This window comes from Bacillus sp. RZ2MS9 (assembly GCF_001816185.2).
In the GTDB taxonomy this organism is placed as follows: domain Bacteria; phylum Bacillota; class Bacilli; order Bacillales; family Bacillaceae_G; genus Bacillus_A; species Bacillus_A cereus.
On record NZ_CP049978.1, the window covers coordinates 427,420 to 449,795 of the forward strand.

A 22,376-nucleotide genomic window follows, 5' to 3' on the forward strand; every position below is an offset into this window, starting at 1 on the left:
AGTTCTTGTTTAGAAGCTTCGAAAGGAAACACAATTGATTTTTTTCCTAAACAAAACAAGAAACCAGAAGGCTGCAAAGCGCTTTTTCAAGAAAGCTTTGCGGTCTTTTTATTTTTCAAAGCCATGTGTTATAACAGTCTATAAGAACCCAGCTTATCCTGTAGCAATTGAACAGTTAAAAAAAGAAAAAAGCATACCTGATGGTATGCAATTTAGACAACAAAAGTACTTGAATAACATAGTAGAACAAGATCATCGCTTTATAAAGAAGCGATGATCTTGTTCTATGCTAGGGTTCAAATGTTTTGATACAGCTACATCCATTCTTTCTGGAGTAGGAGTCAAAAAGAACAGCTTGATTTACGGGACCAGTCTGTCCAAAATCAGAAAGAATTCATTCAGCAATTGTTTGGATTTGCAGCATAAGCTACAATTCCGTTAGGAATATATGCGCTTTATGCTCTTTTATTTTAGCAATAGAACTAGAATTACTTACTATTCTTTATTAAAAATACTCAGGCCATTTTGAACAGTGCGTTGTAATCGTTTAAATTCAAGTTCTAAAACTTCTTTACCTAAGGAGGTTAGTACGTAATATTTCTTCCTATCCATGGATGCTACCTCAACAATTAGCTTTTCATTCAATAACTTTTTTGTATTCCCATACAATGTACCAGGTCCAAGTTTGACTTCTCCATGTGTAAGAGTTTCTACCGCTTGCATAATTCCATAACCATGTAGGGGTTTTAGTAATGATAATAAAATATAGTATTTTGCTTCTGTTAATGGGATGTATTGCCCTGCTGCATTATTTATTATAGCCACCTCCGATATATCGTTAATCGATATTTTAAGGCGTTTTTCCAATAAAAGCAACCAATGTTATTTTTAATATATACATTGGAAGAAAAAATTGAGGCACGTTCAATTAATCTGTTTTGAAAGTGCACTCTAAATAAAGGTGGTGCTCATGCCGTTAATTTTGGGCATAGATAGTTTTAGTATTAAAGGACAGGTTTGAATCTTTATATTACCACTAAATTTTTTTTTGATTACTAGTTACTAAATGAATATGCATTATTGCATATTCATTATTCGTAATTTTGTGTTATCCTTAAATTGTTATATATGGTATTTATTTATTATTTTCCTCCCAGATGATGGGTGGAAAATAATAATTAAAAATCATATATTGAATCATTTATTTTGTTTATATATATAATTTAATAAATGATTTTTAGTTGATGCCTCTGAAGGATAAATGAAAGGAGATGAACGAATAATGTTATGTCTAAAATTCTTAGAAATTGAAACTGAAGAATTAAATTGCGGCTGGTGCATGGGCGCTGGAGTAGTTGTAGGTGCAGGTGCCTCTGTAGGAGTCGGTGTTGGCATTGCTATATTAACATAAGGAATGATTAATGTAATTATGAAAAAATTATACTTTAAAGAAATTCAATTAGAAGAACTGAACTCGACACCATTATGGGCTCAAACAGCAGCTATGGCTGGGGTAGGAGCAGCAGCAGGCGTTGGGGTACTTATTATCGTAACCTGATTATGTGTATATTTCATTTTGTAAGGAGGTGAAAAGAATGAAGAAATTATATTTTAAAGAAGTTGAATTAGAAGAGTTAAATTCGTTCTGGGAGGGAGTAGCTACTGGAGCAGCTATTGGAGCAGGTCTTGCCGGTGGATTACTTGTAATTACATGATCACAGCAGTAAAAAAATAAAAAATTCAAATAAGGAGGCGAAAAAGTATGAAGAAATTATTCTTTAAAGAAATTGAATTAGAGGAATTAAATTCACATGGTACGGACTTCTGGACTGGAGTGGGCATTGGAGCAGGTGTTGTGGGTGCAGGAGCTACAGTAGCTGGAGTAATACTTACATGATTAATATCCATAATCAGTATATATATATTATAATCCCTGCATTAATAGTGTTAGGATTGGTTGCTATTATTAATAGTACTAATTTATACATTAATATTCTTTTAGGAACGTTAATGACTATAGGCTCTGGGATTTTAGTAAGTAATGTACTACAGAAACGTAATAATTAAATTAAATAGATTGTAAGATAAAAAACTTCAGAGGTATCAACTAGAAAAATCAGGGGGACAAACTTATGATTGGAATTTCTTGTGTAATTGAGGAGCAAGGTTTATTTAAAAATGCATTAGAAAGTAACTCAAAAGAGTTACTTTCTAATGCATCTATCGATATACATTTTGATAAATTTGATTTTGATAATAACACATTTATTGATTTTGTTGACTATCTAGATTTTCAAGAGTATCAAAAATATATATTTATCGTCAGTGGTAGCTTGGAAAGAATATATAAGTTAGTGGGATTTTTAGAAAAGGAAGTAGAAGGAACTGAATTTTATATAGTAAATGATAATTTAGAAATGAAACATGGTAATTTAGAGTTGCTAGATGTATTACAGCCTTTAAAAGGAAAATTCCAAATAGATCAAGAAAAGATGAAGATGACTCATTTACTATATTTAAGAAATGGGTTAATGTCATTGTTCTCAGGGGTATACCCGCATACTATAAATAAAAATTTATTAAAACATCTATACATGGATAATAGCAAAAATATTAAAAGTATTAACGCGGAAGTTTACTATAATATGGCAATTAATAGCTCGATTTTTATAGATCAATCAAGTGAGGAAGTTGAATTTGAAGCGGATTCCTTGAAACAAGTACCTAATATTATTCTTTTTAACAATACATTAACAAATTTTCAAAAAGAGGATTTAATTTCTGTAGATAAAGATGAGTTCGATACCTTAATAAGCAAGTTTAAACAAACGAGTGTAGTCGAGAACATGCAAAGTAAAAAAGCAATTTTTGATTATGCAAGTTTGACAGAAACTATTACAAATAATAGATTATTTTTCTTTTCGGATGGAATTTTCAATGATTATATGAAAGAGAATCTAGTTTCAAGAAATATTAATTTAAGTTATTTTGATATTTTGTCAAAATATCAGACGAATAATGGAGAACAAGATAAGTATGATTCTGTAATTAAGAGTATATTTCCATTGATATTCAATCTATCATCATCATTTAAGGGGGATGAAACCACCTTTATTACGCCATATACAAAGAATACATTGGATCCATTAATAGATACAATTGTTGAATTTAAGCTAATTGGTATTAAAAACAATAAAGGTTCTTTTGTTTATAATATCCAGACAAATAAAATTTTTGAAACAAACGCAACGTTCCTTGAAATTTTAGAAGCGGATCAAAAAAATAATCATAATTTTCTAAAGGAACGTTTTAATGAACAATATGATGAGATTTTGAATGAATATAAGGGATTGGTGGAAAATGCATAGTAAGTATATATTTGGTCCCTTTTTGAAGAAAATACAGAAGGGGAACGTGGAAATTTCAGATAACATTTATTCAGATTCACATTTTGCTGAATTTTATAACCTTTCGGTAGGTGATAAATTTGAAATAAATGATTTAGATTTTTATAGAGAAAAAATAACTAAACGTGATGTAGTACTGGAAATAGGATCTGGTAACGGAAGGGTATTTAATGTTTTATCTAGAGAAGGTTTCAATATTTATGGTGTTGAACCACAATTGGAAATGATAAAATATATAGACCCTAAATATAGAGAGAAAATTTTTACTATTGGCATTGAGGATTTAGAAACTATTAATAAAAATAATTTCACAAAAATTATTATACCAGCTACAACTGTATCTTTATTTTCAGAAGAACAGTTTAAAAGCTTTTTAATAAAGGCTAAAGGTATTTTGGATAATCATGGGGAGATAATATTTGATTTTCTTAATCATAATTATATCAAAGATAATTATGGAGAAGTTTTGAATTATAAAACAGATGATAGTATGTTTTTTATAAGTAATTCCATTATAGATAATAAGTATGTTTTGAATATTTACATGGAGGGAAATGGTGTGAAAAAGGTAGGGTATTCAGTAAAGTTTTTACATACCATGGAATTCTTTAAGGAAGTTTCTCGAGAACTAAATTATAAATTAAAGTTATTATACAATGGGAAAATGTTGTATTTTTTGGAGCTGAAAAATAATGAAAAATAATACTTATGTTGTTCCAATGGGAAGTATTACTCAAACCACCTTTTATAATATCGAACTTGAGGAAGCTAAAGATAGTTATTTATTTGATACTAATGGAAAAAAATATTTAGACTTAAGAAGTGGTCTATGGAATGTCTCATTAGGATATAATAAAGAGTTATATCAAAGAGTATCATCTCAATTCGATTCGTATTTACAAAAATCATTGCCTTTTTTAGATATCCATGCTTACAACCATCATATTTACAGTGATTATAGTGATGCTTTATTAAATTTTATTAATGAAAAAGATTTTGTATATAATAAAGTCTTTTTTACTAATAGTGGTTCGGAAGGAACAGAATTGGTTACAAAAATTGTAAGGCATTTAAACATGAATGACAAAAAAATAGTTACTTATGATAAAAGTTATCATGGAACATTTTTTGCGGGTATATCAGCTAGTGGATTAGATGATCAGATTACTGAAGAATACAAACCTAAATTAGAAGGGTTTTGGAGTATTAAAACACCTGAAAATCAGGATGATGAAGAAAATGTGCTGAATTTTATAGAAGAAAATCATCAAAATATATCAGCCTTTTTATTTGAGCCCATTATTGGTTCAGGTGGGGTTTTTATTTTTAATAAAAAATTTATTATCGAATTATATAGAACATTAAAAAAATTTGACATATTACTGGTTTTCGATGAGGTTGCAACAGGTTTTTATAGAACAGGTAATCGTTTTTTCTTTAAAGAATTAGGAGTGCAGCCTGATATTTTAATTTTAAGTAAATCTATAAACAATGGAATTCTTCCTTTTGGGGCAGTAATAATTTCAAAAGAAATAGAAGACGCGCTCAAAAATAAACATATAGAGCACTTCTCTACTCAAAATGGTAATTTGCTAGGAGTTTTATCAGCGAAAATGACATTAGATTATATTCTAGAAAATGAACAATTCATTATTAGTAATGTACAAGAAATAGATAATATTGTATCAAATACTCTAAGTAAGCAAAATATCACTTATACGGGTATTGGAGGAATGTTTTCTATCCCTATAAATGATCAAATCAAAACTATAGAATTAGTTAACAAGTTAAAAGAGTTAGGTATCTTAGTATACCATTATATGAATAACGAAGATGATAATGGTATTACATTATTTCCTACGCTTTTAATAAATACTAATGTATTGTCAAAAGCTATGAAAATAATTGCAAAGAGGGTATTAGTTTGAAAGAGGTACATAATTTAAATGTTTGCAATGTAAACCTTGAATACTACATAGAAGATTATGTTTATATATATAACCCTAAAAATGAAAGAATGTTACAAGCAGATCAGAATACATTAGAGTATCTTAAAAGTTATAATATCGAAACAAGTGAAAAAGTTGAAGGGTTAGAAAGATTTTTATTTGGTAATAAAAAATATAACCTTTTAAATTTTAAGTTACTAACTTTAAGTGTAAGCACAAAGAGGTTTGAGACATTATATAAAATAGAAAACATTAAATTTTTTAAATACTTATTCCTATGTTTACTTATAATTTTTGGAACGACTTTTCCTTTTGTTATTAAGGAGGCTTATTCATTTTACAATAGCAACTCAATGAACTTTAATGTGTATTATTTATTGTATATATACATAGCTCAGCTATTTATAATTTCGTTTCATGAATTTTCTCATTATTATACCTATAGAAAGTATATAAATTCTAATAATATGCGTTTTGGAATAATAATTAGATATTTCTTTTTATTGTTATTTTTCACAAATGTTAACTATATGAGAACGCTTGAAAGAAAACAGAAAATATCTATAATGTTATCAGGTATTGTTGGCCAAATGCTTTTAGGAAGCTTATTAGCCATAGTGTATTTCCTTTCAAAATCCGATGTAATATTATATGTATATTTAATAAATTGTATAATTATTTTTATTAATATGATGCCGTTTTTAAAATTAGATGGTTATTGGGTTATAAATCTAATTATAGGTTCAGAAGATTATATGAAAAACTTCAAAAAATTTATATTAAATAGACAAAAGATAAAGTCTTCTGAGTTACTGTTAGGGCTAGTAAATTTTATTCTCATAACAGCAGTTATTTCGAGTGGTGTATATTGGGTATTCGATATTGTAAGGAGAGGAATAAATTGAGTGGTAATATACTGATACTAGGTGCTAATGGATTTATCGGTAAAGATTTACAATTAGAAATTGAAGATACAAAAAATATATACTGTATCGATAAAACTTATAAAGAAAAAAGAATGAAAGATACTAATAAATTCTATTTTAAATTAGATGTTAATCAAGAAGAAGATATTAGATTTTTATCCAATTACTTAGAAGAGAATAATATAACTATAGATTGTATTATCAACTTGATAGGGCTTAATACTTTATCTAATTTTTATAATGTGACAAATGCAGAGTGGGATAAAACATTTGATTTAAATATCAAGTGTTTTGTTTTTTTACTCAAATCCTTATACAGTTCATTTTCACAACGTGTCTCAATAATTAGTGTAGCCTCACAAAATGGTATAGTGGCACATGAGGATAGAATTGCATATGGGGCATCGAAAGCGGCTCTAATTCACTTAACTAAAAATTTAAGTATTGATTTTTTGAAGGATAAAAAGAGAGATATTAAAGTTAATTGTGTGTCACCTTCCTATATTATAAACGATAGTAACGAAAATTTATTGAAATCTTTTGAAGGGGATAAGTTATTAAAAAAGATACCGTATAGAAAATTTGTTGAAATTTCCGATGTTACAAATGTCATTTTATTTTTAATGTCTGATAAGAGCGATGCAATTAGGGGACAAAATATTGTGGTTGACTATGGATATACAATTGTATAAAAAAATCATTTTGGGGATTAAGGGTGTGGATAATGACTTTAATAATTAAAGATTTAACAAAGAAATTTGATGATCATGTCGCGGTAAATAATTTGAATATCGAGATACCGAAGGGTGAAATATTTGGATTCCTGGGTGGGAATGGAGCTGGTAAAACTACTACATTTCGAATGATACTTGGACTATTATCAAAATCAAGCGGATCTATTTCATGGAATGGTAAACCTATAAATTATGATGTTACTGATAAGATTGGCTATTTACCAGAAGAACGTGGTCTTTATGCGAAAATGACTGTCAAAGAACAAGTTAACTTTTTTGCAAAACTAAAGAACATGAAAAGTAAAGATGCAGAAAAGGAGCTTCTATATTGGCTGGAGCGTTTTAATATATCAGAGTATTTGAACAAAAAAGTAGGAGAACTTTCAAAAGGTAATCAACAGAAAATCCAGTTAATAACAGCGATTATACATAAGCCTGAACTTTTGATTTTAGATGAGCCATTTAGCGGTTTAGATCCAGTAAATGTTGAAATGTTAAAAGAAGCTGTTCTTGATATGCAAAAACAAGGTTCGTCAATTCTTTTTAGTTCGCATCGTATGGAACATGTGGAAGAGTTATGCCAACACATTTGTATCATGCATAAAGGAGTACCTGTTGTTCAGGGTGACATTGCTAAAATTAAAAGTGATTTTGGTAAAAAGAATGTTGTAATCGTTGGCGATCATGACTTTGACCATTTGAAAGAAATAAAAGGTGTAGAAAGTATTAAGAAACGTAAGAATGCGGTTACTCTTAAAATTTCGTATGAAGAAGTTTCACATGTTTTATTTAAAGAAATAACGAAGTTAGGGTATGTTAAAAAGTTTGCAGTAGAAGAGCCTACACTAAATGATATCTTTATTGCGAAAGTAGGTGCACAATATGAGTAGTTTCTGGACAATTTTTTTACAAAACTATAAATCTAAGGTGAAATCAAAATCATTTATTGCTATTACAATAATAATTTCTATGTTAATTATAGGATTGATGAATGTTGACAAGATTTATGACTTTTTTGTGGGGAATGGGGAAGAAAACGTTGTTGTTGTTACAGAAAAAGAAGAATTATATACAACAATTCATCAAGTATTTAAAAATGTCGATAGTAAATTACATGTAAAGCACAGTACGGATAAACAAAAGGCAGAATCGGGCGTTAAAAACGGTGAATATACATATGCAATAGTTATAGAGGAATTGGATAATAAACAGCTGAATGCTACGTATATAGCTGAGACAGATGTAAATCAGGAAGATGTTACAAAGGTTCAAACTATTTTATCTCAAATACAATCTTCAAATTTCGCTCAGCAATTGAATCTTTCGCAAAGCAATTTAAAGGTACTAACTACGCCAGTAGAAATACAGACCAAAACAGTTTCAGATAAGATTAAAGATGGAGAGCATAAAGAAAGTGTAGCAATTTTAATTAATGTATTTATTTTCCTTAATTATTTAATGATACTAATGTATGCTGCACAACTAGCTACAGATGTTGCAACTGAGAAATCTTCGCGTGTAATGGAGTTAGTTGTTTCAAGTATATCGCCTACAAAACATTTATTTGCAAAGCTCTTTTCAACATTATTAGCTGGGATTACTCAAATAATAATTTGGGGCTTTGTCGCAACTGTAGGCTATAAAACAGCAATTAATGGATCGAAGAATGATATTTTAAATGGAATTGATTTATATTCATTCGCTCCTACCTTAGTGGTGTATGGGATTATATTCTTCACTTTAGGATTTTTATTATATGGCTCATTATCTTGTCTATTCGGCTCCATTATTAGTCGTATAGAGGAAGCTTCTCAAGCAGTTATGCCGCTGACAATCATGTTACTTGCTGCTTTGTATATCGCACTTTATGGCATTTCAAATCCAAGCAGCTCTTTTATTACCATTACTAGTTATATACCATTCTTCACTCCTATTGTTATGCTCGTACGAATTGGATTCTTGAATATCCCAGTATGGGAAATTGCTCTTGCATTAGTTATTCTATTAACAACAATATTTATAATGATAGGTTTAACGAGCCGTGTTTACCGCGGGGGGGTACTATTATATGGTAAAGGTGCATTCAGTAATATAAAAAAAGCAATCAAGTTAGGAAAGTAATTGTAGTCCCATATGGTGTATTGATAATTGTTAGCTAGGTAGTCAACTTGATTAATTCATCTGAATACTCATTTTCATTTTCAGATTCTTTTAGCTTGGCAGATCTGTCTATTTTGGGTGAGCACACTTTTAGTTCTGAAATTAAAGCGATACGGTTAAAATCATTAATGTTTAACCTCGTACTAGAAGAATTTTTGAAGAGTGTATCTAATACTTTTATTACAGTAAATAAATAAGAGGCACATAATTTAAAGATAAATTATGTGCTTCTTTTTATGTACAATTATAAAAGTATTAGATACCACAGTTAAATTAAGGATGAAAGGTGTTTTAGGATTTATGTGCAATTATATTTTATAGAGATAAATCCGCGTCTGTTGCTACAATAATTTCATTTACATCTTTTCGAAGTAGCTGACTTTTTACAGCATTAAATTGTTTACCAGTTTGTTTAATAACCGTTAATTTCAAACGCTCAGGTAGCATCGGTAAATCTTCTAAATTCCACTTTTTATATTTCACATCATAACTTTCTGGATCTGCTAATGTAACGAGATGACCTAAAGCCCAAGTTACAATATATTTACTACCTTCAAGGTAGCCATTTCCTTTTTTATCGCACTTAAGTATACGAGCAATATCTCGTGCAACGGAAGGTTTTTCAGCGATTACAACGCTTTTTGACATATTAAAAACATCCTTTCAAATTTCCATAAGTTAAATATAGCATACATCTTCTTGAGATTCAGTTTCGCTCCATATTTGATCGGTTTTTAGTGGGATGAACAAAACACTCACTGATTAAAGTTTCACTTGATTATGTTTATTGTTATATAGGTTGCTTCTATATTAAATAGAAAAGTAAAAAACTTGTTATTTTAGTAGAATAAGAGTAGACTTTGAAGTAGATGAATAATAAGCACATGGGAGTTTGTGGATGCAAACTGAGAGTATGACTAGTCCGTCATTGACCATTTGAACCTGTTGGATAATGCCAGCGTAGGGAGAGTGTAAAAGTACATGTTCAGGCACTTTGCGTACGCGCAAAGTGTCTTTTTGTGTATCTCCCATCATTATAGTTAGGAGATGAAAAGGATGAATATGAAAGAAATTAGTAAAGTAGTGGATTTGGTGAGAGAATCTAATCCGCTCGTTCATAATATTACAAATGTTGTTGTAACAAATTTTACTGCTAACGGTTTGTTGGCACTTGGAGCATCGCCTGTAATGGCGTATGCAAAAGAAGAAGTAGCAGAAATGGCTAGCATTGCTGGAGCGTTAGTATTAAATATGGGGACACTTCGTCCTGAAGAAGTAGAAGCGATGTTACTCGCGGGTAAATCAGCAAATGCGAACAATGTGCCAGTACTATTTGACCCAGTTGGTGCAGGAGCAACTTCGTATCGAACAGAAGTTGCGAGACATATTCCAGCCGAAATAGATTTAGCAATTATCCGCGGAAATGCGGCTGAAATAGCAAATGTTATTAATGAGAAATGGGAAATTAAAGGGGTAGACGCTGGTACTGGAAATGGCAATGTTGTAAGTATTGCAAGGCAGGCAGCAGATGAACTAAATACAGTTGCGGTCATTACTGGAAAAGAAGATGTTGTTACAGATGGAGAGAGAACTATTGTTATTCGAAATGGTCACCCTATTTTAACGAAAGTTACGGGAACAGGTTGTTTACTAACTTCTGTAATAGGAGCATTTGTAGCAGTGGAAAAAGATTATGTAAAAGCAGCAGTAGCCGCATTAACGTTTTATGGTGTAGCTTCGGAACTGGCAGCTGCTAAGGCGGTAGAAAAAGGGCCTGGTAGTTTCCAAATTGAATTTTTAAATCAATTAGCGAATACAACTTCAGGTGATATTGAGAAGTATGGGAAGATTGTGGAGTTAGAGTAAGAGGGAGTGAAAGAAATGGCACGCATTGAAATAGATAAAATGTCTAAGCTATTGCAAGTGTATTTTATTATGGGAAGTAATAACTGCACGAGGGATCCTTTAGCTGTATTGAAAGAAGCGTTAGATGGTGGAGTGACACTTTTTCAGTTTCGTGAGAAGGGGGAAGGTTCTTTAATCGGAGAAGATAGAGTGCGCTTTGCAAAAGAATTGCAGACGCTTTGTAAGGAATATAGTGTTCCTTTCATTGTAAATGATGATGTAGAATTAGCCATTGAATTAGATGCAGATGGTGTTCATGTTGGACAAGATGATGAAGGAATTACATCTGTTCGTGAAAAAATGGGAGATAAAATTATCGGCGTATCTGCTCATACAATTGAAGAAGCACGTTTTGCAATCGAAAATGGAGCGGATTATTTAGGTGTTGGTCCTATTTTCCCAACGAGTACGAAAAAAGATACGAAAGCGGTTCAAGGAACGAAAGGATTAGCTTATTTTAGAGAACAAGGAATTACAGTGCCAATCGTTGGTATTGGTGGGATTACAATTGAAAATACAGCGGCAGTTATAGAGGCGGGTGCGGACGGTGTTTCAGTTATTTCAGCAATTAGTTTAGCGGAATCTGCGTATGAAAGTACGAAAAAATTAGTTGAAGAAGTAAAGAGAAGTTTGTAGGGAAGGAAGTGTAGTATTTTAAGTGCTACATGAAGAAATAGACTGCCCAAAATTTAAACAAATATTTGATTAAAAAAGCACAAACCTTTTTAAATAAAGGTTTGTGCTTTTTCTTTAAAACATAATTGAAATTAAGAGCATTCCAATTCCGATAGAAGTAAATGTTGCAATTAGGCCCGGAATCATAAAACTATGATTTAATACGTATTTACCGATACCTGTTGTACCAGTACGGTCAAAGTTAATGGCAGCAACGATTGTTCCATAGTTTGGAATGAAGAAATATCCATTTACTGCAGGGAACATCGCAATCAGTAGCGCTGGTGGAATACCAAGAGATAGTCCAAGTGGCATTAAGGCACGAACTGTTGCTGCTTGGCTGTACAGTAAAATAGATAGAATGAATAGTGCGATAGCAAATAGCCAAGGTGCACTTGTTACTAAATGCTGAATCGATCCTTGAATCATATTTAAGTTTCCATTAAAGAAAGTATCTCCCATCCAAGCGATACCGAAAATAGCAACAACTGCTGTTGCTCCTGCTTTAAAGACGTTACCAGATACAATGCTTTCTACATTTGGTTTACAGAAAATAATAATAAGAGCCGCGATAGTTAACATAACCATCTCAATTGTGTTCGGCATGGAAAGACGGGCTAACTTCCCATCAACTATCCATCCTGGACGAAGTGCTTCAAATGAACCAAGAAGTACAACAAGGAAGGTTCCTACAAGGAAAAGGATAACTGATAATTTTGCGCCCTTTACACCTACAAATTCTTTTTTCTCTTCAAGCTTAGGAATTAATCCTTCTTTTAATCGTTTTAAGTATTCAGGGTCTTCATTTAATTCTTTTCCCATCTTACTAGCAACAAATGCAGCTATCATACAAGCGATGAAAGTAGAAGGGATACTTACTTTTAAAATATCTAATAAGGTGATTTTATAGTCAGCTAACATTGCTAAAAGTGCAACTGTTGCAGCTGATATAGGACTAGCTGTAATTGCTTGTTGGGAAGCAATTACGGCAATGGACATTGGTCGTTCTGGTCTAATTCCGGATTCGCGAGAGACTTCAGCGATAACAGGAAGTACAGAATAAGCAACGTGACCAGTTCCTGCACAAAGTGTAAATAAATAAGTAACAATTGGAGCAAAGAATGTAATGCGTTTTGGATTTTTTCGTAATGCCTTTTCAGCTAGATGAACAAGGTAGTCCATTCCTCCAGCGGCTTGCAAAGCACCAGCAGCTGTAATTACTGCCAAAATCATAAGCATTACATCGATAGGAGGCGCCGTTGGTTGTAAGTGGAAGACAAAAACGAGTATTGCCATACCAACTCCACCCATTACTCCTAAACCAACTCCGCCTAGGCGTGCACCAATAAAAATACAGAGTAACAAGGTAAGAAATTGTAGCCAAAACATGATAAACTACCTCCGAAATTCATTAGTTAAGATATATTCGAATAGTTTAATTTGATTGAAAATTAAATAAATACCCGAAAAAATCCTTGTTATTAATACATTTTTTATTATATAACACAAAAAAAGTAACATTCACGTACTTTTTGAAATTATTTTGAAAAAACAACGCGTTAAAAATTTGTATTTATATCTCTAAATAAGTAGACATTTTGATTTATATGTTGTAATCTTTGAAAGAGAATAAATTAATTCTCATAGAACTCCCATATCGTTCAACTCGTTCAGCGAGAAAGGCAAACTGATGGAAACATGAGGACGCAAAACTACAGGAGCTAAGGTCGAAAGGCTATGCTAGCCAGTTACCGGACGGATAGGGTTGGTCTTGGCCAATGCTTTTACATTGGCTTTTTTTTATTCTCGAACATATTGAGAAACATTTTCAAACAAAATATTCATATATTTTGTTTTTTTGTTTATGTTAGTTAAGGAAGGTGGATATTAATGAAAAAATATTGGCATAAGTTATCGTTCCTTCAAAAGAACGTCTTATTAACCGTACTAGTTATTTTGACGCTTGTTGGAAGTATGGGTGCGTTAAGTTTCAACATGTTTCAAAATAGTATGATGTCTTTATTTGAAAGGCAGTCTATTGAAACAGGAGAAATAGTATTAAAAAAATTGGATTTAGAGTTAGTTAGAGACATGGCGAAAGATCCTACAGCCGAAAAAGTGAAAAAAGAAAAGTTAACAGAGAAATTAGATGAAGTTTCAAAAGAATTGAAAAGTGTTGGACAAACGTATGTTACAGGAGCAAAGCCGAATGAAAAGCGAGAATTACAACTCGTTGGTTTGACTACAGAGTTAACAAATGCGTTTCCTATAAAGCCGGGAGATTATTATGAACAACCCGCTCATTGGATGAAGGCATACGATAAAGTGATTGATACGAAAAAGGCCCAAATAACAGAAGTATATGAAGATGAAATAGGTTCGTGGGTGACAATATTAGAACCAATTACAGATGGAGAAAACAATATTGTTGCAATTATTGCGGCTGACTTAGATGCTTCCATTGTTCCTATTACAAAAGAGAAGTTTATGATACAGGGCTTACTCTTTATCATTATTTCATTAGCAATTGCGACTATTACTCAATTCTTTATCGTGCGTCACTCGTTAGCTCCATTAAAAGATTTACGAGAAGGGTTACGTAAAATTGGTGAAGGTGACTTAAGTGTTAAATTAAAAGAAAGACCAGATGATATTGGAATTATTAATGTTTATTTCAATAACACGATTGAAAAATTTAAAGGGATTATAGATAAAGTAAGGCAAACTGCTGAGCAAGTTTCTTCTTCTTCACAAGAATTGTCGGCGAGTACAGAGGAAAACAGCATGGCAGTTCAAGAGATTGCAAGTTCGATTGAAGGTTTAAGAGTAGGGGCACAGTCTCAAAAAACTTCAGTACAACAATGTTTAGGAATTGTACATGGAATGGAAGATAAGGTAGAAGAAATAACTGGGGCTGCAAAACAAGTTGCGGTTGCTTCTGAAGGTATGGAACAACATTCAATTGAAGGTAATGAAGTGATTGGACAAATTATTAATCAAATGAGTTTAATCCAAAATGCAGTACAAGATTTATCTTCCATCATTTATTCGTTAGAAACAAGGTCAAAAGAAATTAGTGATATCGTAACTGTAATTACAGGTATTTCAAATCAAACAAATTTATTAGCTTTAAATGCTTCTATTGAGGCTTCACGTGCTGGAGCAGCTGGAAGAGGGTTTGCAGTTGTTGCTGATGAAGTACGAAAATTAGCAGAACAAACGGAAGCGTCTGCTAAAGATATAGCGAAATTAATTGGTGAAACACAAGCTGAGACAGAAGATGCTGTAGTTTCCATGCAAAAAGGTTCAAGAGAAGTAGAAACTGGAATTTCGCTTGTTCAAAGTAGTGGAGATTTCTTTGAAAAAATCTCAAAATCAGCGCAATCTGTTACAGATCAAGTAAAAGCTGTTTCTGGTAATTCGAGTGACATTTTACAAAATAGCCAGAATATTGTTCAAGTCGTAAATGAATTATCACATATTGCAAATACTTATGCCAACAGCAGTAGTAATGTCGAAGAAAGCATGAAAGAGCAAGAAATATCAGTACAAGATATTGCAGAATTAGCGACTTCTTTAAGTTGGCTTTCTCAGGAATTACAAGAGCTTATTGGTGAGTTTAAAAGCGAATAAGGAGAAAGTTCAATTCTAATCAAGGGGGTATCTCCGCTACTGATTATGAATTGAACGAATCTGCCCTTTAATAAGGGATGAAAAAGGTGTGAATTTTCACACCTTTATTATATTTAAGAGAGGAATTTACATAAATATGAAATTAGCAATTTCTTATAATGAGATGGTAAAAGAATTTTTAGGAAAAGTAGAAGGAAGTATTAAAATACCTAAAGATGTGCAAGGAACAGAACTTAGGATAAAAAGGAAAACGGAACTGTTTTCAAATTTGACTCACATTGTAGATTTAATAGGAGCGACTGCAACGTGGTTATATCATATTTCTAAAGAAAAACATATTGTCGTGCTTTATCATGTAAGAGGAAATTTATTTCCAATTACTATTGAAGTTTCTAATTTTCTCTCCTATGAAAGTTTAAATTTACAAATTGAAGAGCAACTGGAGCAAATTAAAGAAATGAATGAGGAAGAAATAGAAGAGTTTCAAAACGGTAATACATTATATGAAATGTCACCTATTATTATTGGTGAAACATATTATGAGCTAAAAGACACGAATACATTACAATTTGTATTTAGTAAAAATATGCAAAGTGTAGAAATAATATTTAATAGTGTTAATTGGAAAGAGACAACGATTACTCGTTATGCACAACAAATACAAGGTGTTTTAGTTGATATATCACAAAATACTAATAAGTATATAAAACATTTTAATATTATTACAGAGGCCGAGATGGCACTTTATAGTCAAGTGAATGATACGACAGCAGTATATCCTGAGAAAAGTATCGTCGATATGTTCTATAATACTGTTACTCAATTTCCAAATCGTATAGCTTTATCTTCAAGGGAAGGTACTTTAACTTATGAGGAGCTAAATAAAAAAAGTAATCAAATAGCTCATATGTTAATTAAAAACGGCGTCCAATTAGGAGACTATGTTGGAATATTTATGAAACGTAGCATAGACACAGTAGTAAGTATGGTAGCTATATTAAAAGCTGGTGCAGCGTATGTTCCAATTGATCCAGATTATCCCGAAAGTAGAATACAGTACATTATTCAAGATAGCCAAGCGAAAGTTATATTGATGAAAGAGACGCCTATAACATGTGATGGGGTTCAAACAGTTTCAATGTATGATAGTGAAACTTATGAAGATATAGATGTAAAGTTGTCTATTCATTGTGACGATGTAGCTTATATGATTTATACATCTGGTTCAACAGGGAATCCAAAGGGAACGATGTTAGCACATAGAGGCGTTGTTAATCTGTACACTTGGATGAAAAAGCAATATGAATTGACAGAAGAGGATGTATTTGCTCAATTTCCTTCCTTTAGTTTCGATGCTTCTGTATGGGAGTCATTTGCTTCTTTATTCTGCGGAGGAAACTTGTATGTACTATTAGAGGAAGAGCGATTGTCTGTAGAGGCATTTGCAAATGCAATCTATAAAGTGAAAGCAACTTCAATCTTGGCATTAGCAACAATTTTTGTTCGACAAGTAGCAACTTATTTAGCAGAAGAAGATATATATAAGCTAGCTTCCCTAAAAAGAATTGCGATTGGTGGTGAAATGTTACCTGTAGAGGTTATTAAATTGTGGAGAGAAAGAATAGGTACAAATGTTGAAATTTATAATGTATACGGACCGACAGAATGTACTGTAGTGACGACAACCTATAAAATACCTAGTCAGTTAAATGAGGATGTTGCGAGTATTCCCATTGGTAAACCATGTGCTAATTATCAAGTTATGATTTTGGATGAGAATATGAATCTTTGTCCAATTGGTGTACCTGGTGAATTATATATAGATTCAGTGGGATTAGCAAAAGGGTATTTTAATAAGCCTAATAAAACAATTGAAGCTTTTATTCCGAACCCTTTTAATCCTATAGTTAATATATATAAAACAGGTGATATCGTTAAGTTGCTAGAGGATGGAAATATAGAGTTTTTACATCGGAAAGATGATCAAGTAAAAATTAGAGGACATCGTATTGAACTAGGAGAAATCCAAAGTAAAATTTCTCAAAATCATAATATAAAAGAAAATGCTGTTTTTGCTAAGAAGAGTAAGGAAGGTAGCCAATATTTAATCGCGTTCTATACAACTTTAAATAAAAAAGAAATACCAGAATTAGTTTATCAGTTACAAGAGCAATTACCAGATTATATGGTGCCATCTAAACTAATTTATATTAATGAATTACCACTTACACCTAATAAAAAGATTGATGTTAAGAAGTTAGCTCAGTTAGAAGAAAAGTATGAACCGGTTCGGCTACAAGAATATGTTGCACCTTCTAATAAAGCAGAAAAACAAATAGCGAACGCCTGGGCGGAAGTATTAGGAATTTCAAAAGTTGGAGTGCATGATGATTTCTTTACAATTGGTGGACATTCATTAAAAGTATTACGAGTCTTAACATTGTTAAAAGAAGATTTCTCACATTTAACAATTCAAGATTTCTTTAAAGAAAGAACGATATATGGATTAGCTCGAATTGAGCGAGAAGTAAAAGTAGAGAAAGAAGAAGTATTTCGTGAATATAAAGTGATTCACGAGCCAGATACTATCACGTATGCAAACGTTTTGGAAGAAACCCAGATTTCAAATGTCTTTTTAACAGGAGCTACTGGTTATTTAGGATCACACATATTATATGAATTGTTGAGAGATACATCTGCTACTATTTATTGTTTAGTAAGACCAACCAAAGATGTGCAGCAAAGAATTATAGATACATTAACAGGCTACTTTAATGATATATGTGAAGAATGGTTACAGCGTATACAGGCCGTAGCTGGTGATCTGGGAGAAGAGTATCTTGGGATGAGCGAAGAAGAATTTATGTTCATCAGTTCTAAGATGGATACGATAATTCATTGCGGTGCAGATGTAAGGCATTTTGGAGATGTAAAACAATTTGAAAATATAAATGTCCAAGGAACTAGCCGTATGCTAGCATTAGCGGAGAAAGGTGCTACATTCCATTTTATTTCTACAATTGGTATCCCGTTAGAATTAGCGGTAGATCAATGGGATACATACATGAAAACTGGTGATTTTAATTACAGTGTAGACTTAGAGAATGTATATTCAAATAGTAAACTACAAGCGGAAAACATTGTTCGTGAAGCAATGAAAAATGGTTTGCGCGGAAATATTTATCGTGCAGGTAATTTAGCATGTCATTCAGAAACAGGTTCGTTCCAACAAAATATTGAAGGAAACGCATTTTATCGTCTTATTAAAACAATGCTATTAATTGGGAAAGCACCAAATGTGAAGTGGAAAGTTGATTTCACACCAATTGATTTTGCTAGTAAATCAATTGTATCGTATTTACAAGATGCGCAAATTGTAGGAGAGACGTTACATATTTGTCATCCACATCAAATTGAGTTTGAACAATTTATACAGCTAATTGGAGAGTGTGGATACAATCTTGAAATGGTTCCACTTTCAGAATATGTAAATACCGGACTTGCATTAGCGAAGGGAAATGAAGTAATAGCAGAGTTAATTGCTTCTCAAGTTGCAGGAGATGGAGCACAGCAATCTGAAATTGTAATGGGTACACGTAGAACGAATGAATGGATTAAGAAAAAAGAATTGATAGTACCAGCAATTAATAAAGAATTTATACAGCAGTTATTAGCTCATGGTGAAAAAGTTGGTTATTTTCCAAAAATAATGAAATGATTATGCATGCTTTTGTTTGTTCAATAAAATAAATCATGCTACAATGAAAACGAATTAAGGACCGGGGAGCCAATTGGCTGAGAGGATGTAAGTAAACATCGACCCTCAACCTGATCTGGATAATGCCAGCGTAGGGAGTTACTTAAAGTGATGTAGCATATGTTATTCTGTAATAACTTGCATACAAGGCTTTCCTACGCAGTAGGAAAGCCTTTTCTTATTTTTGAAATTTAATTTTATAAGGGGGATTTTATTATGTCACAACAAGTTACAATGTCATTTTCAGTAGTACCACAAGCGAAAACGAAAGATGTATATTCTGTTGTCGATAAAGCAATTGAAGTTGTGCAACAATCGGGAGTTCGTTATGAAGTAGGGGCAATGGAAACAACTTTGGAAGGAGAATTAGATGTACTTCTTGATGTCGTTAAACGTGCGCAACAAGCTTGCGTCGATGCTGGAGCAGAAGAAGTGATTACTTCTATTAAAATCCATTATCGTCCAAGCACTGGTGTAACGATAGATGAAAAGGTTTGGAAGTACCGTGATGAATATGCAAAACCAGAAGCAATCTAAACTTATTACAACTATTTGGCTTATCCTTCTCATTGCGATATGGGAAGGATCTGTTTCATTATTTAAAATCGAACCGTGGATTTTACCAAAGCCTTCTGCCATTGTTCAAGAATTAATTGGGATGAAAGATTTACTATTACCAAATACGATGCAAACACTGCAGGAAGTTATAATTGGACTATTCTTTGCAATTTTATTGGGGACGAGCATCGCAATTATTATGGATGTTATACCGTTATTTCGTATTTTAATAAATCCATTGCTCGTTATTTCGCAAACAATTCCAATTGTTGTACTTGCACCGCTATTTATTATTTGGTTTGGATATGGGATGTTGCCGAAAGTAATGGTCGTAATACTCGTTTGTTTCTTCCCAATTGCGCTTAGTATTTTAGAAGGTTTTCAAACAGTAGATAAAAATATGCTGAAACTGTTACAAACAATGAAGGCGACGAAATGGCAAGTTTACCAGAAGGTAAAATTTCCAGCAGTGCTCCCATACTTTTTCTCAGGTTTAAAAATTGCAGTTACATATAGCGTAATGGGGGCAATTATCGGAGAATGGCTCGGTGCAAGTGAAGGATTAGGCGTTATGCTTACGAGGGCTACAAAATCCTTTTTGACTGCCCGAGTATTTGGTGTTGCAGCAATCATCGTTATGGTGACATTATGCCTGTATTTTATCGTAGAGTTTATGGCAAGAATAACAGCACCATGGATATATAGAAAGGACGGCAGAAAATGAAAAAAGGTTTGAAAGTTATGTTAGCTGCCTTAGTAGCGGTAGGTGTGGCTGGATGTAATCCGGCGAAGAAAGAAGAAAGTGCAAGTAAAGATCAAAAAGTAAAAGTAGTATTAGATTGGTTTCCAAATACGAATCATACTGGCTTGTATGTAGCGAAAACGAAAGATTATTACAAAAAGCAAGGATTAGATGTAGAAATTATTCAACCAGGTGACAATGTAACAGCAGAGCAAATGATAGCATCAGGAAAAGCAGACTTCGCAATAAGTGCACAAGAAAATGTAACGTTAGCTCGTGTAGAAGGAATTCCTGTTGTATCTGTAGGAGCGATTATTCAGCATAACACTTCAGCGTTTGCATCGCTTAAGAAAGACAATATGACGTCACCGAAAGATTTTGAAGGTAAACGTTACGGCGGCTGGGGAGGACCAGCAGAAGAAGCGACATTAAAGACGATTATGGATAAACATCAAGCTGATTTTAATAAAGTTGAAAAAATCATCTTAGGACAAACAGATTTCTTTAAATCAATTGGCCGTGATGCAGATTTCGAATGGATTTATTACGGTTGGGATGGTATTGAAGCGAAGCGTCAAGGAAAAGAGTTAAATACAATTATGGTGAAGGACTTAGATCCAGCGCTTGATTTCTATAGTCCTGTTATTATTACGAGTGAAAAACATACGAAGCAAGATAAAGACTTTGTGAAAAAGTTTATGAGTGCAACGACAGAAGGTTATAATTTTGCAATTAAGGAACCGAAAGAGGCTGCTGATATTTTAATTAAAGCTGTTCCAGATGTGAATAAAGATTTAGTTCAAGAAAGCCAAAAATGGTTAAGTACGAAGTATCAAGATGATGCTAAAGCATGGGGAGTACAGAAGGAAGAAATTTGGACGAATTACATGAATTTCTTATATGACAACAAAGTTATTAAAAAGAAAATCGATGTAAAAGATGCTTTTACAAATGAATTCCTTCCAAGTGAAAAATGAGCGGATTACAAATAAAAAATATAGTGAAATCTTTCGACGGAAAGAATGTATTAGAGAATATTAGTGCCTCTATACAAGAGGGAGAGTTTGTTTCCTTTGTAGGACCGAGTGGTTGCGGGAAAAGCACATTATTAAACATGATTGCAAATGTTGAAAAACCAACAAGCGGGAACGTAACGTATAACGATAAGCAAGTACAAGAGCAAGATGTTGTTAGTTATATGCCACAACAAGATTTATTACTACCGTGGCGATCAGCTTTGCAAAATATCGTTCTTCCGTTAGAAATTGAAGGAAAGCCGAAAAAACAAAGGCTGACAGAAGGAATGGAAGCATTAAAGCAGTTCGAACTAGATGAATATGCAAACCATTATCCAGATGAATTGTCTGGTGGTATGCGTCAAAGAATTAGTTTTCTGCGCACATATTTATGTGAAAAGCCAATTATGCTGCTTGATGAGCCTTTTGGTAAATTAGATGCATTTACAAAAATGGAAGTACATAGCTGGCTTTTAAACTCTTGGCATCAAGAGAAGCAAACAATCGTTATGGTTACACATGACTTAGATGAGGCAATCTTGCTTTCAGATCGCGTATTTATTTTATCTCAAAGACCAGCGTCAATAGTTGGCGAGGTACAAGTGAAATTACCTAGGCCGAGAACGATGGATATGTTAACATCACTCGAATTAAAAAAGGATAAAGAAGAGATTTTAAGTGTGTTAGCTCCTTATATGAAAAAATAGAAAAAGCTGATGTTTTAATTTTAGACGAACGGACTAATCATTTGGATGTAGAAACTAAGATGGCTTTACAGGAAGCGTTACAACAATACAAAGGAACGGTTTTAATTGTCTCACATGAACCTTCTTTCTATGAATCGTAGATAACAAAATTATGAAATATAGAAGAATGGAATACTCAACAATATGAATAAAGAAAAGGCATTAGCT

Annotated in this window: 20 protein-coding genes, 2 pseudogenes and 3 riboswitches; of the genes and pseudogenes, 19 read left to right on the forward strand and 3 right to left on the reverse strand. The window is 32.5% G+C overall.

The genetic code is table 11. From position 1 onward, the window contains the following. Positions 1–18: 18 nt before the first annotated feature. Positions 19–426: pseudogene (locus BHV55_RS02225) on the forward strand (DDE-type integrase/transposase/recombinase); the annotation flags it as partial. Positions 427–495: 69 nt separating this feature from the next. On the opposite strand, the gene BHV55_RS02230 reads toward BHV55_RS02225, so the two are convergent. Beyond that, entirely contained in the window at positions 496–816 is a 321-nt protein-coding gene (locus tag BHV55_RS02230; RefSeq protein ID WP_063262218.1) for a PadR family transcriptional regulator, read from the reverse strand. 466 nt (positions 817–1,282) lie between these two features. On the opposite strand from BHV55_RS02230, the gene BHV55_RS27620 reads away from it, so the two are divergent. The 10 genes from BHV55_RS27620 to BHV55_RS02265 all read left to right on the forward strand — a co-directional run bounded on the left by BHV55_RS27620 (position 1,283) and on the right by BHV55_RS02265 (position 9,137). Beyond that, positions 1,283–1,411, forward strand: coding sequence for a hypothetical protein (locus BHV55_RS27620; protein ID WP_257150069.1), 129 nt, complete (start codon positions 1,283–1,285; stop codon positions 1,409–1,411). An 18-nt stretch (positions 1,412–1,429) separates the two neighbouring features. After that, positions 1,430–1,558: a hypothetical protein gene (locus tag BHV55_RS27625; protein WP_257150070.1), complete on the forward strand. Its 129-nt coding sequence runs from the start codon at positions 1,430–1,432 to the stop codon at positions 1,556–1,558. A 204-nt stretch (positions 1,559–1,762) separates the two neighbouring features. Then, a complete protein-coding gene (locus BHV55_RS27630; RefSeq protein WP_257145089.1) occupies positions 1,763–1,897 on the forward strand; it encodes a hypothetical protein in 135 nt (44 codons plus the stop codon). A gap of 235 nt (positions 1,898–2,132) precedes the next feature. Further along, on the forward strand, positions 2,133–3,368 hold the full coding sequence (locus tag BHV55_RS02235; RefSeq protein WP_063262187.1) for a hypothetical protein: 1,236 nt from the start codon (positions 2,133–2,135) through the stop codon (positions 3,366–3,368). Between the two features lie 46 nt (positions 3,369–3,414). After that, positions 3,415–4,110: a methyltransferase domain-containing protein gene (locus BHV55_RS02240; RefSeq protein ID WP_235608005.1), complete on the forward strand. Its 696-nt coding sequence runs from the start codon at positions 3,415–3,417 to the stop codon at positions 4,108–4,110. Continuing rightward, entirely contained in the window at positions 4,100–5,335 is a 1,236-nt protein-coding gene (locus tag BHV55_RS02245; RefSeq protein ID WP_063262186.1) for an aminotransferase class III-fold pyridoxal phosphate-dependent enzyme, read from the forward strand. Before BHV55_RS02240 ends, BHV55_RS02245 begins: the two co-directional genes overlap by 11 nt. After that, a complete protein-coding gene (locus BHV55_RS02250; protein ID WP_063262185.1) occupies positions 5,332–6,261 on the forward strand; it encodes a M50 family metallopeptidase in 930 nt (309 codons plus the stop codon). The genes BHV55_RS02245 and BHV55_RS02250 overlap by 4 nt, the downstream gene beginning before the upstream one ends. Next, positions 6,258–6,974 carry an SDR family oxidoreductase gene (locus BHV55_RS02255; RefSeq protein WP_063262184.1) on the forward strand — a complete coding sequence of 239 codons (717 nt, stop codon included), beginning with the start codon at positions 6,258–6,260 and terminating at the stop codon, positions 6,972–6,974. The genes BHV55_RS02250 and BHV55_RS02255 overlap by 4 nt, the downstream gene beginning before the upstream one ends. 32 nt (positions 6,975–7,006) lie before the next feature. Next, a complete protein-coding gene (locus BHV55_RS02260; RefSeq protein ID WP_063262183.1) occupies positions 7,007–7,906 on the forward strand; it encodes an ABC transporter ATP-binding protein in 900 nt (299 codons plus the stop codon). Continuing rightward, positions 7,899–9,137: an ABC transporter permease gene (locus tag BHV55_RS02265; RefSeq protein WP_063262182.1), complete on the forward strand. Its 1,239-nt coding sequence runs from the start codon at positions 7,899–7,901 to the stop codon at positions 9,135–9,137. The genes BHV55_RS02260 and BHV55_RS02265 overlap by 8 nt, the downstream gene beginning before the upstream one ends. A gap of 369 nt (positions 9,138–9,506) precedes the next feature. Here the strand turns inward: BHV55_RS02265 and BHV55_RS02270 are convergent. Then, a pseudogene (locus tag BHV55_RS02270) lies at positions 9,507–9,824 on the reverse strand (toprim domain-containing protein); the annotation flags it as partial. A gap of 226 nt (positions 9,825–10,050) precedes the next feature. Further along, positions 10,051–10,160: riboswitch (TPP riboswitch) on the forward strand. A 72-nt stretch (positions 10,161–10,232) separates the two neighbouring features. Between BHV55_RS02270 and thiM the strand changes: the two are divergent. Both thiM and thiE read left to right on the forward strand, forming a co-directional pair. Further along, positions 10,233–11,042, forward strand: a complete 810-nt coding sequence (gene thiM, locus BHV55_RS02275) for a hydroxyethylthiazole kinase (RefSeq protein ID WP_001056095.1) — start codon at positions 10,233–10,235, stop codon at positions 11,040–11,042. A 15-nt stretch (positions 11,043–11,057) separates the two neighbouring features. Further along, positions 11,058–11,717: a thiamine phosphate synthase gene (thiE, locus tag BHV55_RS02280; protein ID WP_000090965.1), complete on the forward strand. Its 660-nt coding sequence runs from the start codon at positions 11,058–11,060 to the stop codon at positions 11,715–11,717. A 114-nt stretch (positions 11,718–11,831) separates the two neighbouring features. Here the strand turns inward: thiE and BHV55_RS02285 are convergent, their stop codons facing one another. After that, positions 11,832–13,145, reverse strand: a complete 1,314-nt coding sequence (locus BHV55_RS02285; RefSeq protein ID WP_000498691.1) for an anaerobic C4-dicarboxylate transporter family protein — start codon at positions 13,143–13,145, stop codon at positions 11,832–11,834. Between the two features lie 282 nt (positions 13,146–13,427). Further along, positions 13,428–13,512: riboswitch (cyclic di-GMP riboswitch) on the forward strand. Positions 13,513–13,646: 134 nt separating this feature from the next. Between BHV55_RS02285 and BHV55_RS02290 the strand changes: the two genes are divergently transcribed. The 6 genes from BHV55_RS02290 (at position 13,647) to BHV55_RS02315 (ending at position 22,169) form a co-directional block, all read left to right on the forward strand. Next, the gene (locus BHV55_RS02290; protein ID WP_070758056.1) at positions 13,647–15,389 is read left to right on the forward strand and encodes a methyl-accepting chemotaxis protein; all 1,743 of its coding nucleotides are present in this window, start codon (positions 13,647–13,649) and stop codon (positions 15,387–15,389) included. Between the two features lie 136 nt (positions 15,390–15,525). Further along, the gene (locus BHV55_RS02295; RefSeq protein WP_070758058.1) at positions 15,526–19,107 is read left to right on the forward strand and encodes a non-ribosomal peptide synthetase family protein; all 3,582 of its coding nucleotides are present in this window, start codon (positions 15,526–15,528) and stop codon (positions 19,105–19,107) included. Between the two features lie 52 nt (positions 19,108–19,159). Then, a riboswitch (TPP riboswitch) is annotated at positions 19,160–19,261 on the forward strand. A 101-nt stretch (positions 19,262–19,362) separates the two neighbouring features. Next, positions 19,363–19,683 (forward strand): MTH1187 family thiamine-binding protein, encoded by a 321-nt coding sequence (locus BHV55_RS02300; protein WP_000082906.1) that lies wholly within the window; start codon positions 19,363–19,365, stop codon positions 19,681–19,683. After that, complete coding sequence (locus tag BHV55_RS02305; protein ID WP_001057166.1) at positions 19,655–20,428, forward strand: ABC transporter permease; 774 nt, start codon at positions 19,655–19,657, stop codon at positions 20,426–20,428. Before BHV55_RS02300 ends, BHV55_RS02305 begins: the two co-directional genes overlap by 29 nt. Then, positions 20,425–21,423, forward strand: a complete 999-nt coding sequence (locus BHV55_RS02310) for an ABC transporter substrate-binding protein (protein WP_000715568.1) — start codon at positions 20,425–20,427, stop codon at positions 21,421–21,423. Before BHV55_RS02305 ends, BHV55_RS02310 begins: the two co-directional genes overlap by 4 nt. Next, a complete protein-coding gene (locus tag BHV55_RS02315; RefSeq protein ID WP_000016085.1) occupies positions 21,420–22,169 on the forward strand; it encodes an ABC transporter ATP-binding protein in 750 nt (249 codons plus the stop codon). Before BHV55_RS02310 ends, BHV55_RS02315 begins: the two co-directional genes overlap by 4 nt. Positions 22,170–22,376: the final 207 nt, after the last annotated feature.

What these genes read in the sequence shown, in the direction of transcription:
- BHV55_RS27620 (WP_257150069.1), top strand. Translation starts at nt 1,283, where the DNA reads ATGTTATGTCTAAAATTCTTAGAAATTGAAACTGAAGAATTAAATTGC.
- BHV55_RS27625 (WP_257150070.1), top strand. Translation starts at nt 1,430, where the DNA reads ATGAAAAAATTATACTTTAAAGAAATTCAATTAGAAGAACTGAACTCG.
- BHV55_RS27630 (WP_257145089.1), top strand. Translation starts at nt 1,763, where the DNA reads ATGAAGAAATTATTCTTTAAAGAAATTGAATTAGAGGAATTAAATTCA.
- BHV55_RS02235 (WP_063262187.1), top strand. Translation starts at nt 2,133, where the DNA reads ATGATTGGAATTTCTTGTGTAATTGAGGAGCAAGGTTTATTTAAAAAT.
- BHV55_RS02245 (WP_063262186.1), top strand. Translation starts at nt 4,100, where the DNA reads ATGAAAAATAATACTTATGTTGTTCCAATGGGAAGTATTACTCAAACC.
- BHV55_RS02260 (WP_063262183.1), top strand. Translation starts at nt 7,007, where the DNA reads ATGACTTTAATAATTAAAGATTTAACAAAGAAATTTGATGATCATGTC.
- BHV55_RS02265 (WP_063262182.1), top strand. Translation starts at nt 7,899, where the DNA reads ATGAGTAGTTTCTGGACAATTTTTTTACAAAACTATAAATCTAAGGTG.
- thiM (WP_001056095.1), top strand. Translation starts at nt 10,233, where the DNA reads ATGAATATGAAAGAAATTAGTAAAGTAGTGGATTTGGTGAGAGAATCT.
- thiE (WP_000090965.1), top strand. Translation starts at nt 11,058, where the DNA reads ATGGCACGCATTGAAATAGATAAAATGTCTAAGCTATTGCAAGTGTAT.
- BHV55_RS02285 (WP_000498691.1), bottom strand. Translation starts at nt 13,145, where the DNA reads ATGTTTTGGCTACAATTTCTTACCTTGTTACTCTGTATTTTTATTGGT.
- BHV55_RS02290 (WP_070758056.1), top strand. Translation starts at nt 13,647, where the DNA reads ATGAAAAAATATTGGCATAAGTTATCGTTCCTTCAAAAGAACGTCTTA.
- BHV55_RS02295 (WP_070758058.1), top strand. Translation starts at nt 15,526, where the DNA reads ATGAAATTAGCAATTTCTTATAATGAGATGGTAAAAGAATTTTTAGGA.
- BHV55_RS02300 (WP_000082906.1), top strand. Translation starts at nt 19,363, where the DNA reads ATGTCACAACAAGTTACAATGTCATTTTCAGTAGTACCACAAGCGAAA.
- BHV55_RS02305 (WP_001057166.1), top strand. Translation starts at nt 19,655, where the DNA reads ATGAATATGCAAAACCAGAAGCAATCTAAACTTATTACAACTATTTGG.
- BHV55_RS02310 (WP_000715568.1), top strand. Translation starts at nt 20,425, where the DNA reads ATGAAAAAAGGTTTGAAAGTTATGTTAGCTGCCTTAGTAGCGGTAGGT.
- BHV55_RS02315 (WP_000016085.1), top strand. Translation starts at nt 21,420, where the DNA reads ATGAGCGGATTACAAATAAAAAATATAGTGAAATCTTTCGACGGAAAG.